Annotated in this window: 12 protein-coding genes; 3 read left to right on the forward strand and 9 right to left on the reverse strand. The window is 47.2% G+C overall.

Annotated elements, in window-relative coordinates; all coding sequences use genetic code 11:
- Nucleotides 1-42: 42 nt before the first annotated feature.
- From HW560_RS02600 to HW560_RS02615, 4 genes are all read right to left on the reverse strand, one after another.
- Complete coding sequence (locus tag HW560_RS02600; protein ID WP_179261920.1) at nt 43-633, reverse strand: TetR/AcrR family transcriptional regulator; 591 nt, start codon at nt 631-633, stop codon at nt 43-45.
- A gap of 492 nt (nt 634-1,125) precedes the next feature.
- On the reverse strand, nt 1,126-2,424 hold the full coding sequence (locus tag HW560_RS02605) for an ABC transporter substrate-binding protein (RefSeq protein WP_090904199.1): 1,299 nt from the start codon (nt 2,422-2,424) through the stop codon (nt 1,126-1,128).
- Nucleotides 2,425-3,028: 604 nt separating this feature from the next.
- Nucleotides 3,029-3,865 (reverse strand): carbohydrate ABC transporter permease, encoded by an 837-nt coding sequence (locus HW560_RS02610; RefSeq protein WP_076290578.1) that lies wholly within the window; start codon nt 3,863-3,865, stop codon nt 3,029-3,031.
- Nucleotides 3,866-4,747: a carbohydrate ABC transporter permease gene (locus HW560_RS02615; RefSeq protein WP_063567994.1), complete on the reverse strand. Its 882-nt coding sequence runs from the start codon at nt 4,745-4,747 to the stop codon at nt 3,866-3,868.
- Nucleotides 4,748-4,890: 143 nt separating this feature from the next.
- Between HW560_RS02615 and HW560_RS02620 the strand changes: the two genes are divergently transcribed.
- The gene (locus HW560_RS02620; RefSeq protein WP_179261922.1) at nt 4,891-6,717 is read left to right on the forward strand and encodes a cache domain-containing sensor histidine kinase; all 1,827 of its coding nucleotides are present in this window, start codon (nt 4,891-4,893) and stop codon (nt 6,715-6,717) included.
- Between the two features lie 5 nt (nt 6,718-6,722).
- Complete coding sequence (locus HW560_RS02625; RefSeq protein ID WP_179261924.1) at nt 6,723-8,354, forward strand: response regulator transcription factor; 1,632 nt, start codon at nt 6,723-6,725, stop codon at nt 8,352-8,354.
- Between the two features lie 165 nt (nt 8,355-8,519).
- Here the strand turns inward: HW560_RS02625 and HW560_RS02630 are convergent, their stop codons facing one another.
- The gene (locus tag HW560_RS02630) at nt 8,520-9,515 is read right to left on the reverse strand and encodes an arsenic resistance protein (protein WP_179261926.1); all 996 of its coding nucleotides are present in this window, start codon (nt 9,513-9,515) and stop codon (nt 8,520-8,522) included.
- 655 nt (nt 9,516-10,170) lie between these two features.
- Here HW560_RS02630 and HW560_RS02635 point away from each other — a divergent pair.
- Nucleotides 10,171-10,929, forward strand: a complete 759-nt coding sequence (locus tag HW560_RS02635; RefSeq protein ID WP_090904194.1) for a tryptophan-rich sensory protein — start codon at nt 10,171-10,173, stop codon at nt 10,927-10,929.
- 99 nt (nt 10,930-11,028) lie between these two features.
- On the opposite strand, the gene HW560_RS02640 is transcribed toward HW560_RS02635, so the two are convergent.
- The 4 genes from HW560_RS02640 to HW560_RS02655 form a co-directional block, all read right to left on the reverse strand.
- The gene (locus HW560_RS02640) at nt 11,029-11,403 is read right to left on the reverse strand and encodes a RidA family protein (protein ID WP_024632179.1); all 375 of its coding nucleotides are present in this window, start codon (nt 11,401-11,403) and stop codon (nt 11,029-11,031) included.
- Nucleotides 11,404-11,551: 148 nt separating this feature from the next.
- Nucleotides 11,552-12,232 carry an oxidoreductase gene (locus HW560_RS02645; protein ID WP_256222415.1) on the reverse strand — a complete coding sequence of 227 codons (681 nt, stop codon included), beginning with the start codon at nt 12,230-12,232 and terminating at the stop codon, nt 11,552-11,554.
- 20 nt (nt 12,233-12,252) lie between these two features.
- Nucleotides 12,253-13,410: an MFS transporter gene (locus HW560_RS02650; RefSeq protein WP_256222440.1), complete on the reverse strand. Its 1,158-nt coding sequence runs from the start codon at nt 13,408-13,410 to the stop codon at nt 12,253-12,255.
- Nucleotides 13,411-13,618: 208 nt separating this feature from the next.
- Nucleotides 13,619-15,034, reverse strand: coding sequence for a sensor histidine kinase (locus HW560_RS02655; protein WP_090904191.1), 1,416 nt, complete (start codon nt 15,032-15,034; stop codon nt 13,619-13,621).
- Between the last annotated feature and the right edge of the window lie 88 nt (nt 15,035-15,122).

Below are 15,122 nucleotides of genomic sequence, written 5' to 3' on the forward strand. Positions count from 1 at the left end.
AGTACTATACAGTACTAGTTATGATCAAAAAAAGAGCTTCGTTTACCGAAGCATCTGACAAAATGTACGTGCTGACTGTTCAATTATCCCTATATCACGTGCAGTCTCCGCGAGTACAAGTGAACCCTCGAATGCAGCGATAAATAAAGCAGCCGCGGGTCCCGGCTCAATCCCTTTACGAAATTCGCCACGCTCCACCCCTTGCTGCAACAGCTTTTCCATCATCGGCTGCAGCTCACGGAAGAAACGGGCTATGCTCTCTTTCACTTCGGGTGCGCTGGCTGGTGTCTGCATATACAATGTAATAAACGGACAACTCCCTTTATAATCGCGCCCTTCCATGCCTGCGGACAGTAAGGCCATAAACGAATAGATCCGTTCTGTGACCTCTCGTTCACGCTGACTGAGCAGCAGGTAGATCTCCGATTCATACTGGGCAATCCAGTACTGCACCACGGCCTGGAGCAATTCCTCCTTGTTTTTGAAATGGTAATAAATATTCGATTTGGATACCCCGCTTGCCCGCACGACCTCATCCATGCTGACATAGCTGTAACCCTGACGCAAAAATAACTGAGCAGCCACTTCGACTGCCTTGGTCCGATTAACCGGATTGGAACTTTTGGATTTCATAGAAGCAGAATTTGAATTTGAATTTGAATTTTTCATAAATAGAACTATACAGTACTAATCAAACAAATACAAGTTATGTTGTTAACAAAAGATGATCTTTGCCCAAATATTTCTCGTACTTGTCCACATTTAGAACATTGTACACACAGGATATCCACATATAGTATTAACTCTGTGTTAAATATGTCATTGGGCCTCACCATATGATGGAGTTATCCACATTTCAAGAGCGGGTTCGCCATTTGTTCTTCCATTCGGCAATGATGATGGCGTCCACTTACAATAAAACAGGCCAACCAGAATGAAATTCTGGCTGACCTGTTCGAGGCTCGAGATACTCGAAATATGAATTACATAATATGAACTGTCCATCGAATCAAATCAGTTGCGAATGGCTCCAATAGCCTGTGGATACTAGTATGTGGATAACCATTCAAGGATGAGACAGCACTATTTTACTTATACACTTATACGGATAGCTCATCCGAGTGATTATTTTTTCAGACTATCCCAGTTTTGCTGCAATGCGTCAAGCAGGGCTTTTTTGTCCGATTTGCCTGCTACATATGCCTGAATCGTGCTGCCGAATTCTTGTGGAACACCCTCAGGGAAACGGTTAAAGTTCCAGCTTAATGTTTTGTTTTCCTGGCTGTATTTCATGATATCCGTTGCGAGGTCACCCAGATCCTCTTCGGATGCCTGAATGGAACTGAATGCCGGGATAAACTTGAATTCTTTGGTCATATACTGTTTCCCGATGTCGGATGTGACGAGCCATTCCAGAAACTCTTTCGCTTCCGGTTTCACTTGCGAATTCTTGTTCACAACCCAGTAGTTCGGTACGCCAACAAACAATTTGTCGTTCGGTTCATTCGTAATTGGCATCGGCAGAATGCCGAGATTCAGATTAGGATCAATGCCATCAATTTGTACCTGCGTCCAGTTCCCTTGCTGCATCATCGCTGCTTCCCCACTGGCAAACAGGGTTACCTGAGTGTTGTAGTCGGTTGTGAGCGGGTTTTTGTTGCTGTATTTCAGCGTCAAGTCGAGCAGGTTCATCCAGTCCGTGAACACCTGATTGCCAGGGATTTTCTCCGTACCTTCGTTAAGACCTTGAATAAATTTCACCGGATCTGCCTGATTCGCAAATGCCACGTTTACGTTATGATTGCCGAGTACCCACCATTCCTGATATCCATTGGAGAACGGGGTAATGCCTGCAGCCTGAAGCTTTTGTGCAGCCTGATCCAATTGTTCCAGTGTCGTTGGAATTTCAGTGATGCCTGCTTTTTGGAAGAGGTCTTTGTTATAAATGAAGCCATAGCCTTCCAGTGCCAGCGGCTGTCCATACAGTTTGCCGTCTTTGGTCATCGGCTCTTTGGCAACTTCAAGCACATCTTTTGCCCATGCTTCACCTGACAGATCCTCCAGGTATTCGAGCCATGTGTCCAGCTCACGATAACCACCAACGTTGAAAATGTCCGGTTGCTCGCCAGCAGCGAACTTGGCTTTCAATGCAGCACCGTAGTCACTGCCGCCGCCCACGGTCTGAATGTCCAGCTTAATTCCTGGATGGGAGGACTCATATTCCGCTTTGAGACGGTTAAACGCTTCCGCAATTTCGACTTTGTACTGGAATATTTTAATCGTTTTGTCTCCTGCAGCAGCCTCTCCGCCACCTTGGGTGTCTGTGTTGACAGGACTTCCACTCTTATCTCCGTTGCCACAACCCGCAAGCATTACAGAAAAAGCAATCAGCATAAGCAACGTCAACTTGGTCATTCTTTTCATACATACACTCTCCCTATAGTAGTTTCAGTATAACAGCTTCGTTGCATTTTTTAGCCACCAGGATGCAGGCGGCGATTGATTCACAACCGAAATTCCGCAAGTCGTTAACCCCTGCACTTACTTAGTGATCTCGTTCATCCAGTTTAACGAACCCAGCGCACGCTAATCGCTCCTATTTGCTATGGTTTGCATTCTAACGAATCCTGGAAGCGTTATTTCGCCGATATGGTCGATTTTTAAGGCTCTGATGCCGTTTTGCACCAGACTAGCGTTACTGAGGTTCGTTAAACTTTCTATACCTCAATTATTCACCTCATAAGATGCTGTGAGTTCGTTAGAACTTTGACCCATGTTTTTATCTTTTTCCCAGGAGTCAGGCCCATGCTTTGCGGGCCTGAATCCCTTTGCTCACCTCCGTGCGAGGTCGGAGCGGAGGGATCATGATGCGCTGGAGGAGCGAAGCGCTCGCCTTTGATACTTGGTGGCTTCTTTGCCTTCATTCATTCAGGCCACCGAGGAGCAACTGCGACCGTAAGTGCACATGATCTCGGAGTGGACTTCCCTCGCTCCCCCACATGATCCCGGAGTGGCTCCTACCCCGTACTTACCCTTTAACTGATCCAGCGGTAATGCCCTGAATGATGTATTTCTGCATCAGCAGGAAGAAGATGATAATTGGCATGATGCCAAGCACCAGTGCAGGCAGGGCAAGATCCCATTGCTTCGTATATTGTCCGAAGAGCGCAAAGGTCGCAATCGGAATGGTACGCAAATTGGAGCTTTGCAGAATCAGGGATGGAAGCAGATAGTCATTCCAGATCCAGAGTGTATTCAGGATGATGACGGTTACATACATCGGCTTCATGAGCGGGAATACAATCCGGAAGAACACGCCGTAGGCGGAGCTTCCATCCACCCGAGCTGCCTCTTCAATTTCGAGCGGAACTGATTTGACGAATCCGTGGAACAGGAAGATGGACATCGGTGCGCCAAAACCAAGATAACAGATGATGAGTCCGAAGAGGCTATCGATCAGTCCAAGATTACTGGTTACGGTAACGAGTGGAATCATGATAGACTGAAACGGAATCACCATGGCGGCAATAAACACGCCGAACAAAATCCGGTTGAAGCGCGTATCGCTGCGTACCATTCGGTAGGCGGCCATGGAGCTAATCAACACGAGCAGCAGATTGCTGACTACGGTGACGATGAGCGAGTTCATCAGGGCTGACGGGAATTTAATTTTCTCCCAGGCGTTTGCATAGTTGCCCCATTGGAACACCTCCGGCCATGCGGCCGAATTGGTAAGCAGGTCACCGAATGTTTTGACTGAATTGACAAACAGGAAGTAAAACGGAACCAGGAACAATAAACCAATGAGCACCATAACAATCTCGGTTACAATGGTACTGAAGCGGTAATTTTTTGACGTTTCCATCTATGCCTCCACCTCCTTGCTCTTCGTCACACGCACCTGAATCATGGTGATAATGGCAACGATGACGAAGAACACAAGTGCTTTGGCTGTACCGATGCCGTACCGATTATTCACAAAAGCCTCATTGTAAATATTCAGCGCTACCGATTCTGTTGATCCAAACGGTCCGCCTTTGGTCAGCGACAGATTGAGATCGAACATTTTGAATGACCAGGAGATGGCAAGGAACAGACAGATTGTGACTCCCGGCATAATGAGCGGAAAAATAATGCTGCGCAGTACCTGCCAGCGGCTGGCACCATCAATTTCTGCAGCTTCCAGCAGATCGGGTGATACGTTGGTCAAGGACGAGATGTAGATAACCATCAGATACCCTGCGGTCTGCCAGACAAATACAATGACGATACCCCAGAAGGCGGTCGGCTCGTCTCCCAACCATGGGAGGTTGAAGAAGGACCATCCGGTTACGTCGCCTACTGCTGAAAACCCTTTCACAAATATGAACTGCCAGATAAAGCCGAGTAACAATCCACCGATCACGTTAGGCATAAAAAAGATCGTGCGCAGAAAGTTTCTCGTCTTGAGCGGCTTGGTCAGGAAATACGCCAGGAAAAAACCGATAACATTGGTCAAGATTACACCAACCACGGTGAAGCGCACCGTAAACCAAAACGCAGATAGAAACTTGGGATCATTCGCAAAAATTTGCTTGAAATTGTCGAATCCTACCCAATGAATGTTCGCCGACACCCCGTTCCAGTCGGTAAAGGAATACACCATGCCAAGCAGGAAAGGGACCACGATAATGAGAATAAAAAAGACGATGGAGGGACCCACGAACACAAGCTGCTGTAACAGCTGTGAAGATTTGCGATGCTTCATATCGTTCTCCCCTTCTATAGATGGATGAAATTGGTCTCTTGTTCTATTAAACTCCAATCTCGCACAGGGAAACACCGACCCTGGTGAACAGTTGGGTGTAAAATATTGTCCTTTCTTAACCTGCAACCAGAAGGGGTGTCACGATGTCAAAATACTACAGCATTCGCACCAAGCTAATCGCTTTTATGCTCATTGCCACAACCATTCCGCTGCTGGCATCCATCAGCATGACGTTTATCCAGACCAAGACCGCCCTGCGCGAGCAGGCCGTCGCAGAGAACAAACGCCTGATTTTCCAGGCGTCCACCAATCTCAACAATTACGTGGATAACGTGGCAAGAGCTTCGCTTGCTGTGTACAACGATCCAAATTTTCTACGGAATCTGGCGAAAATCCCTGGCGACTATCGTGCAGTTGCCGAGGTATACACCACCTTGCAGACGATACGTTCTGCTGTGCCCGATGTATTCCAGCTGTATCTGCACTCCTTTGCTGCCAATCAATCGACATTAATTGCGAACCCTTTCCCGAAGCGGGAAGAGCGCAAACAGGCCTACTCTGACTCGCTTCATGGAAAATCGGACGCTAAAAGTCAGGATATCTGGGTCGAATCAGCGCATCTTAGTCATTCCTATGGCTTCAAGGCAGCGTCAGCGGATGATCCTCCAAGAACAGTGATTACCCTTCACCGTGTGATCAAGGATGTGCCATCAACAGAACGATTAGGTGTGCTCGCCATCGATTTGAACATGGATACCATTGCCGAAATCTGCAGCAGACTGTATGATCCGACAAAGGAACAGATCTATGTCATCGACAATCAGAACCAGATTATTTACGAGGGGAAGTCGGAAGTCAGCGGAACGGATGCATTACGGCAGGAAGCAGCGACTGAGCTGAATTCGGCACGTTCCAGCGCAGGGACAGCACAGACCGCTTCAGGTCATTTTGAACAGGATCATTCCATGTATGTGTACCAGCAGTTAGGAAGCCAATTTGCAGACTGGACCATTGTTAAACAGATTCCGAATGAAACACTTTACGCGAGTGCCACCACCTTAACGTGGAATAATGCCATGATCGCTATTGCCGCACTGTTATTGGTCATCGTGGCAACCCTGTTCATCTCGATCCGGATCACCGGACCGCTCAAGCAATTAATGCGTTATATGAACCAGATTCAGGCAGGACGCCTGCATGTGGATATCCGTTTAACGAGTCGGGACGAGATCGGTGTGCTGGCCCGTCATTTCCGGGATATGATGGATACGGTGAACAACTTGATTTTGCGGGAATATCGCCTTGAAATAGCGAATAAAACCAATCAGCTCAAAGCGCTGCAAGCCCAAATTCATCCCCATTTTCTGTATAATACGTTGCAATCTATCGGTACACTGGCGCTTCAACAGCAAGGACAACGGGTGTATGTGCTGCTCTCTTCCCTATCCAAAATGCTGCGCTACAGCATGCGTGACCAGACCCGGGTCACTTTGAACGAAGAAGCCGAGCATGCACGGCTCTATCTGGAACTGCAAAAAGAGCGGTTCGCTGACCGCCTGGAAGTTGAACTGGATTTTGCCGAAGATACCCTGCGCGCCGAAATGCCGAGGATGACCTTGCAGCCTTTAATTGAGAATTACTTCAAGCATGGAGCAGATGTTCAGCCTGGCAAAGGCAGGATACGCATATCCAGTCAGCGAACGGCTGACGATTGGATTCAGATTCGACTGGAAAATAACGGACCATGCATTCCCGAAGAGAAGTTGTCCGAGATTCAGCGTTGGTTGCGTCCGGAATCTATATCTTCCGATTCCTCTCAGGAACCGGACGAGACTGAGTCGATTGGATTGCGTAACGTGATGCGCAGACTGCAACTGAACTCACCTCCGGGATACAATGCGACGCTTACGATTGGCAATATGGAACCGAATGGCGTAGAGATCACAGTCAAAATATACGCGGGAGAGTGAACAACATGAAAGCCTTGATTGTCGATGATGAAAAACACGTCCGCGATGCGATAAAGCTGCTTGGTCAATGGGAAGCCGCAGGAATTGATACCTTGTATGAAGCGGCAGATGGTCACGAAGCGGTCGCTGCCATCACGGCCCATCAACCGCAAATTGTACTCAGCGATATGCGAATGCCTGGCAAGGATGGTATGGCTCTGCTCGAATGGATATCTGTTCATGCCCCACACAGCAAGGTACTGGTCATCAGCGGATATGATGATTTTGAACTGGTCAGACATGCGATTCGATATGGGGGTACGGACTACCTGCTCAAACCAGTCGAAGCAGATGAACTGAATTCATCCTTATTTAGGGCAGTCGATGCCTGGAAAGAAGCCGATGCCGTTCGTGTGCAGTCCACAAGACAATCCATGGTGGTAAATCAGATGCGTCCGCATTATCATGACAGACTGCTCACAGAGCTTGTCGTGGGACGCGGAAGCAACAATACCCAATTCCAGCGGCTGCGGGATGAATTAAATCTGCCCAAGGATATCGACAGTTGCAGTGTGGCCGTCACCAGCCTTTCGCATCTCGATGCTCAATGCTTGGCAAAATATCGCAGCCAGCCTGACCTTCTTGTATTCTCCGTTCTGAATATCTGTGCGGAGATGTTATCCCCACCTGCCGAAGGTGTCGTGTTCCGCCAGCTTGATCAGCCGGATGAAGTCGTTCTCCTGTATTGGGGTCAGTGCTCGACACTTCAAACCATTCTCGAAAAAGTGAACGATGGTCTGGAGCAGATCATCCAACGCCGTCTCCATTTTGGTATCTCCAGCTGTGAGTTTTACCCTACTGGAACCTCGGGAGCCTATCAGGAAGCCAGTTTGCGGTTGTGGCGACGCAATGCCTTGCAAATGAAGCAGTGTATTCACGATGCATTGGAGCCCTCCAACGGAAACAAAGGGCTGCGGTTATCTACCTTTGAGGAGTCCTTACGTCTCGCGTCGATGAGCGGGCGCGCTTCCAGCGTGTCCAATGCCGTTTCAGAATGGATTGATCCCATCACCCGGCTCGATGTCATAACTGCAGAGCAGATACAGCAATGGATGGATGAAATGGAATGGATGATTGGCCGTTGGCTCGACGATGCCGCCGGCGCCCCACCGAAGGAGGAAGATGAAGCGATAGAGGAACAATCCATTCCATTCGCCGAATTGCCTTTGGATCATGATGGGCTGTTATCACTGCCCTTGCTCCGCTCCCTGCTGGAACAGCGGTTGCTCGCAGCCGGAAAAGCCCTCACCGCACATCATCACGCCACACCGGACCCAATGAGTGAGATCGCTCGTTATATGGATGCTCATTATCAGGAAGACCTGTCTCTGCAGCAGATTGCTGCACGGTTCTACCTGAGTCGTGAATATATATCTCGCAAATTCAAACAGCAGTTCGGATTGAACTGGTCGGAGTATTTGGGCAAACTGCGAATCAATAACGCAAAGCTGCTGTTACAGAATCCTTCACTACGAATTGCAAAAATCTCGGAGATGGTCGGCTATCAGGACGAGAAGTATTTCAGTAAAGTGTTCAAAAAAATGGAGGGCATCACACCGGGGGAGTACCGCAAAACGTTATCTGACGGAAATGCTTAATTGAGACGCCGGATCTGTTGAAAATCTGTCTAATAGAACATGCTCGATTCGTTAAACGATAAAAGGGGCATCCCGTCATGTTCATGACTCTGGGAATAGCCCCTTTCCCTTTTACATATATGAATGCATATTGATGGATACACTCTGATCTTCTTTTCTAAGGGATCAGCGATCCCGCAGTATGACGGAAGGAACAATACGAATATAGATTAACTCTCCTGCCAGCTCGACGATCGTCTGGGTTACAATCACTGCGGCAGCAATTGTGGCCCACTCTTGCGGCAATGCAAGTGCCAATGGCAGAACAACAAGTGAATTCCGGGTCCCTGCACTGAAAATAACGGCCCTGCCTGCGCCTGTGTCCAATCGGAATAGAGCCACTACGATTCGTGAGATGAAGGGCATAACCATCAGAAAAATAATATAGATGGGCAGAACATCCACAATTACAGCAAAATCATCGTAGACCTTCCCGATTTGCGACGCGACAACCACTATCAATGCCAAAGCCATCAGGGGTACAGGCAACCAGGCGGTTGCGTTTATCACCCGTTCTCCTCCGGCCTTGCCTTTGGTCACAAATTGCGTAAGAATAGCCAACAGCAACGGAATAACGATCAGGAACAGAAAAGCCTCCACGAAAGGCCCCACTTGCATGACCTGTGCCGCTTCCTTCCCGATGAACAGCCACAAATATACCGGTAATAAAACCATCTGTATAACAAACAGGATTGGCGTTGCAGCCAGCATCAGTCTCTCATTGCCCCGACCCAACTGTGTAAAAACAATGACGTAATCAATGCAGGGGGTTAGTAGTACCAGATAAACGCCGATGAGCACGGCCGGAGGCTGTGGAAACGCCAGGGTTAACAACCACACAACCACAGGTACAACGATAAAATTAGCGACCAGCAAAGCACCAATAAATCGCAGGTTAGACAAGGATTCTTTGAGCTGTAAAAAAGGAATCTGTGCAAACATGCTATATAACAAAATGGCAAGCACAGGTGAAACCGTATAATGCATCGCTGCCCCCCATTCAGGGGTGCCCAGCCCAATCGCTGCTCCCACGAATAGGGCCACGACATAAAACCACGTTTGTTGCTTCTCCATCGTTTCTCTCGTAAACAACCTTCTTCCTCTCCCTCTGAGAATTAGCATTTTATCACAATATCAAAATGATAATTGTACGTTTGTAGTGAGTTGTAGTATATGTTATTGTCATATTAGAAAGCAGTTCTGGGTAATATGAAAATATCCGCAATGCGCTAACATTGCGGATATCCAGACAAAAGACCGATGGGTGACCACGGCGCGAACTTCAAATGCATGAAAAACCACCGAATTAAGGGGCCAACCTATCGTCGGTGGTTTTTCTTGTTTTTACGTGTCTTCTTTACGCCAAATAAAGTTATCAGGCCAGTACAAATACTGACGATCTTTAATAAAGCGTCCAGAATCTTCACGATCAAATCAAGGGACACGGCTCCACCTCCTTTCGGAGCAGCTTCGCCGTGTCTTCCCACCGATTACATTTCTCCTAAATTTGAGTATAGCAGAACGTTATGAACAAAATATAGATAAACTTACCAGCCAAATTAATAAGATAGAATTTCATGGATTAACATAATTCTGCTTCAACCAGCGTACATTGAGACGTAGCACAACGAATAAGAGAGCGGCAAACCACAGGACAGTCAGACAATGATCCTGTGAATTTTTTGCGGCTTCTTATTAGAATGCGAAAGAACTGGGTATATTCATTATAGACTGACCCGTGGTTCATTCATTTTTGTTAAACCAAGGAGGAAACACAATGTCACGTAACAATCCGTACAAGTGGTTAAACGCGATTGGGTTTATCGCTGTTATCGTAGTAAACTACCTTTCCAACGCGCTGCCGATCGGAGGCAGGACCAACAAGGAAGTATCGGATATGTACCCTGTATTGCTCACCCCTTCGGGCTATGCTTTCTCCATATGGGGACTGATCTATCTGCTGCTCGCTGGCTTTGTCATCTATCAATTCGTTCCCTCTTCGTGGAAAAGGGACTCCATTACCCGCCTCGGTTACTGGTTTCTGGCAAGTTGTGCCTTTAATGTAGCGTGGATCTTTGCTTTTCAAAATCTCAAAATCGGTCTCGCCTTAGTCGTCATCGTCCTGCTTCTGCTCACCCTTATCATGTTGTATGTAAAAACGCGTGCAATCACCCTTCCTACAACTGCCGAAATCTGGCTTGTGAAGCTGCCGTTCAGCATATATCTTGGATGGGTTAGCGTGGCAACCATTATCAATGCGGCTGTATTATTATATAAAATTGGCTGGGATGGCTTTGGACTCAGTGAAACTACCTGGACCATCATCATGTTAATTGTAGGCCTGGTGCTGGCTGTACTGGTGAGCTTTCCTTACCGGGATAGTGTATACCCACTTGTCTTTACATGGGCATACATTGCCATCGCACTCAAACAAAAAGACGTCACCTCCGTGTATTATACGGCAATTATCATTGCGATCGTACTGGCCATTTATGCGGTATGGCTGTTCTTCGCCCGTAATCAGGATCGGGATTAATCCGGATCTGTTCATTTAAATTCAAAAAGCCGATTTCGGTCATATGACCCGAAATCGGCTTTTTATGTATCTTTCTTACTTGGCGGATATCAGTTTCCCCTATTTGAGGGCAATGACTTCAATTTCCACAAGTGCATCCTTCGGCAGACGAGCAACTTCAACTGCGCTGCGTGCCGGATAAGGCTGTTCGAAGAACGTGCTGTACACTTCGTTTACCGGAACAAAATCATTCATATCTTTCAGGAAAACCGTCGTTTTCACAACTTTGTCCATACTCGTGCCTGCTGCTTCAAGGATGGCCTTCACATTGCTCAGGGACAAACGAGTCTGCTCCTGTACATCGGCTCCAAATTCCCCTGTTTGCGGGTTGAGGCCAAGCTGACCGGATGTATAGATGAAATCGCCTGCTTCAACAGCCTGACTGTATGGACCAATAGCGCCTGGCGCCTGATCGGTAGAGATTGGTTTTTTCATGGACGAGTTCTCCTTCATGTTCGCTGTCCTGCCGCCGCAAGGAGACAAGCCTCGAACTCATTTTTGAAGCTTATTATAACATGATCCCGCCCAGGCAAGAAACGTCTATCCTTAGCTCTCATTCCGATATGGGCAAACCATGAATATCTCAGGACTCATCCAGTCCAAGCACATGAATAACATCATTGGAATAGACGTGGTTTCCATTGGTTTGAACAAGTGCAATGTTTATCATGGCCCGAGCTATGGTTGCAGCTTGGATTGCCCGGTATTTATCCACTCTGCCTTTCATCCAGCGATCCAGAAACGTCATGGCATGAGCTGCCAACTGCTCACCCAACCGTTTTTCTTTGCGATCTCCGAGGATTAACGACGGACGGAATATATGCAGTGAACGTAAACCGATAGCCGATAACGCGTCTTCCATCTCTCCCTTGGTCCGACTATAAAATACCCGTGACCCGGCATCGGCTCCCATGGAAGAAATGACAAGCATCTGGGATACACCTTGCTCCTTGGCAAGTTTGGCAGCTCTAACGGGGTAGTGAAAATCCACTTGCCGGAAGTTTTCCTGACTTCCGGCTTTTTTAATCGTTGTACCCAAGCAACAATATAAGTCATCAACATCGCGAAACAGATCTTTTTGCTCCTCAAGCTGTTCCCAATCCACGATGTGCTGCTCCAGCTTTGGATGCTCCAATTCAAGCCGGCGTCTGACCAATACACGAATCCGGCCATAAGCCGGATTCTGAAGCAAGCTGCGTACCAATAGTCCACCCACAAGCCCAGTGGCTCCAATCACAAGAGCTTGCCGTTCGTGATTCTCCAAGTACATCCCTCCACATCTCTCTATTTCAGAAGCACACGACGTCCAAGCGTAAACGTAAGAACCAGCATCGCTGCACCAACACCCACTTGGAATCCATAGGCGGAAACCCAATTCATCGCATCTGGCCAGGTTTCCATTCTCTCATATAACCAGCCACCAATCAGTGGTCCAAGAAACGAGGTCACTCCGGTCAGTGCCGAATACACAGCGACAAACATAGGTCTTTCGCTTTTCGGTGTATCCCCGATTGTGAAGTTAAAGGCAAGCTGGTTGAATCCACCCACACCAATACCGAGAAAAATATGGGATAAAAAAAGCGCTATCAAAACAGGCATAAACGACATCAATCCCCATGACAGACAGGAGAAGGCGATGATCGGTAATGTCCAAAATAATAAGGTTTTGTTGCTGAATCTCGCGTTCAGATTGCCCCAGATATAGAATCCGGCCATCATGACGAGCGTCTGCACTACAGTAATGATGGATACCGTCTGATAATTAATGTTAAGCAGGTCAAGCATTACATAGGAAAATAGTGGAACGATCAACGTCTGGATCAGTAACCAGGCCGCGAGGAACAGTGCAGCCTTCAGAAAGGAAGGATCCTGAAACGGCTTTTTGAACATCCCCCAAAAAACCTTTTCAGTTGAACGTTCAAACGGTACATCCGGATAAAAGAAATAAATAACCGTATTGGCTATGGCGCAGATCCACACAGGAATGAACAGGATTAAGAAGCCAGTCTCTCCGGGGAAACGATCCAGAACGATGCCTCCCGCAAATAAGCATGCGCTTCCAAGTGCGTTCAGAATCGTGTTTCGGATTCCGAAATAACGCCCTCTCACCTTGGCAGGAACAATATCTCCAATCAACGAGGTCCAGATCATCCCGCCAATCGTATTGGCTATGAATGCAACCGTATACACACCAATATAAATGCCTACCCACCACTCCTTGGGAAACAGGAACGGAATGAGTCCCGTCGAACTCCACAGGATGCGATGCACCCCCACAAACAATATAAGCATGCGTTTGCGGCTGCGAATGCGCTGCATCCAGTAAGCCGCTCCAATCTGGGCGATATTGACAAACGTTGTAATAGCGAGCACAAAGCCAATATGTCTTGACCCGGCCCCAAGGTACAGCAGAAATCCGGTTAAAAATGGGCCTCCCAGCAACGTCTGCAAAATAATTGCCGGTACACCCTCCCATGTTGCAATGGATAAATTCGTGCGTTGTGTCGAACCCTTGCGCCGTGGCTTGCCTACAAACGGAGGAGGGTTAACGTTGACCGTCTTCTGTATGGGGATACACTCCTTAGACCGGGTTTCATGTGCCGGTCGATGCTAGTTGTCACCCCAAATTCTACTCACAGCGTGAAGGTTGTCAACTCATTTTTTCACGGTTCAACGGAAGGTAGAGATAGAAGGTACTACCCTTGCCTTCAGCGCTTTCAAGTTCGATCGATCCGTCCAGTAATCTCGCCAGATCCCTACTAATGGACAGGCCAAGTCCTGTACCCCCAAATTTCCGGGTGATGGACCCGTCAGCCTGTTGAAATGCTTCAAAAATGGACTGATGTTTATCTTTGGCAATGCCAATTCCTGTATCTTGCACCGAAAAAACAATCCATTGACTCAGAATGCCTGACTTCTTGATTTGCTTGGTGCTCACGGTCAGTGTGACCTTCCCCTTAACCGTAAACTTGATGGCATTGGACATGAGATTACGTAATATCTGCTGGACTCGCTGGGGATCAGACCAGAGGGTCTCTGGCAATCCTGGCTTTTTGACCAATTGCAGCTCTACTCCCTTTTTCTCAGCAACCAGCTGAAAGTGAGTCATGGCATCTTCCGTGAGTTGTGCAATACTGATATCCTCCAAGACAATATCCAGTCTGCCCGCCTCCACTTTGGACAGATCGAGAATGTCATTGATTAACGTTAGCAGCTCCTGACCCGAATGTTCAATCATTGTGGCAAAACGTACGACATCTTCCTGCTCCATCGTATCACCATTCTCGCTGATCATCTGGGCAAAGTTAATAACACTGTTCAGCGGTGTTCGCAGTTCATGCGACATATTCGCCAGAAACTCCGATTTGTACTGGGAAGCAATACTCAGCTGCTTGGCGCGGTCTTCCAGCACAATCTGGGCTTTCTGCAACTCTTCTTTTTGGACAGACAACAAACGATTGGTGCTCTGGATGAGCAAAATCCGATTCTGTTCGTTCTGGAAATCTCGTAAAATAAAAGCAAAAATAAGACTAAGTAAAATGCCAACAGGAAGGGTATACGGCATAATATGAGAGAAAAAATATGTAGCCGGGATAACGCCGACGATAGCAATGTTCACACTATTGACCACATTTACAATCAATATGACGATGATACCTTTAACAATTAGCCTGTAGTCACTGCGTCTCATCCATATATTTAACCCTGCACACAGCACACCCAAGATTGACATGTTGATCAGTGCAGCCACCGTAGCATCATTGATACCGAAAGTTAAACGGGTCAGTCCAATCCCAACACCAACAATAATAACGCTATAGGGTTGTCTGTACGTCAAAACGGCAACAATTAAAGGAACAAAGCGAAGATCGAAAACCACTTCATCATTAAGCTGAAATCCAAATACCGTGCTGATCCAGCCTGCAAAAATAAGCACAAACAACGAACTGATCTGTTTTACTTGTGATGAAGCTCGTATTACGATGTATTTATAGAACACACTAGCAAGGTAAGCAATGGTAATGAGCATCCCCATATTTAATACGAACATTTTTGAAAATTGCATTCACTCACTCCTGTTGTCGTGTATTCATTGACATAAAACCTATAGTTCGTATGCATCTCTATCATATCATGCCCATTCAACCTTCGAC

It is taken from the genome of Paenibacillus sp. E222 (genome assembly GCF_013401555.1).
Classification (GTDB): Bacteria; Bacillota; Bacilli; order Paenibacillales; family Paenibacillaceae; genus Paenibacillus.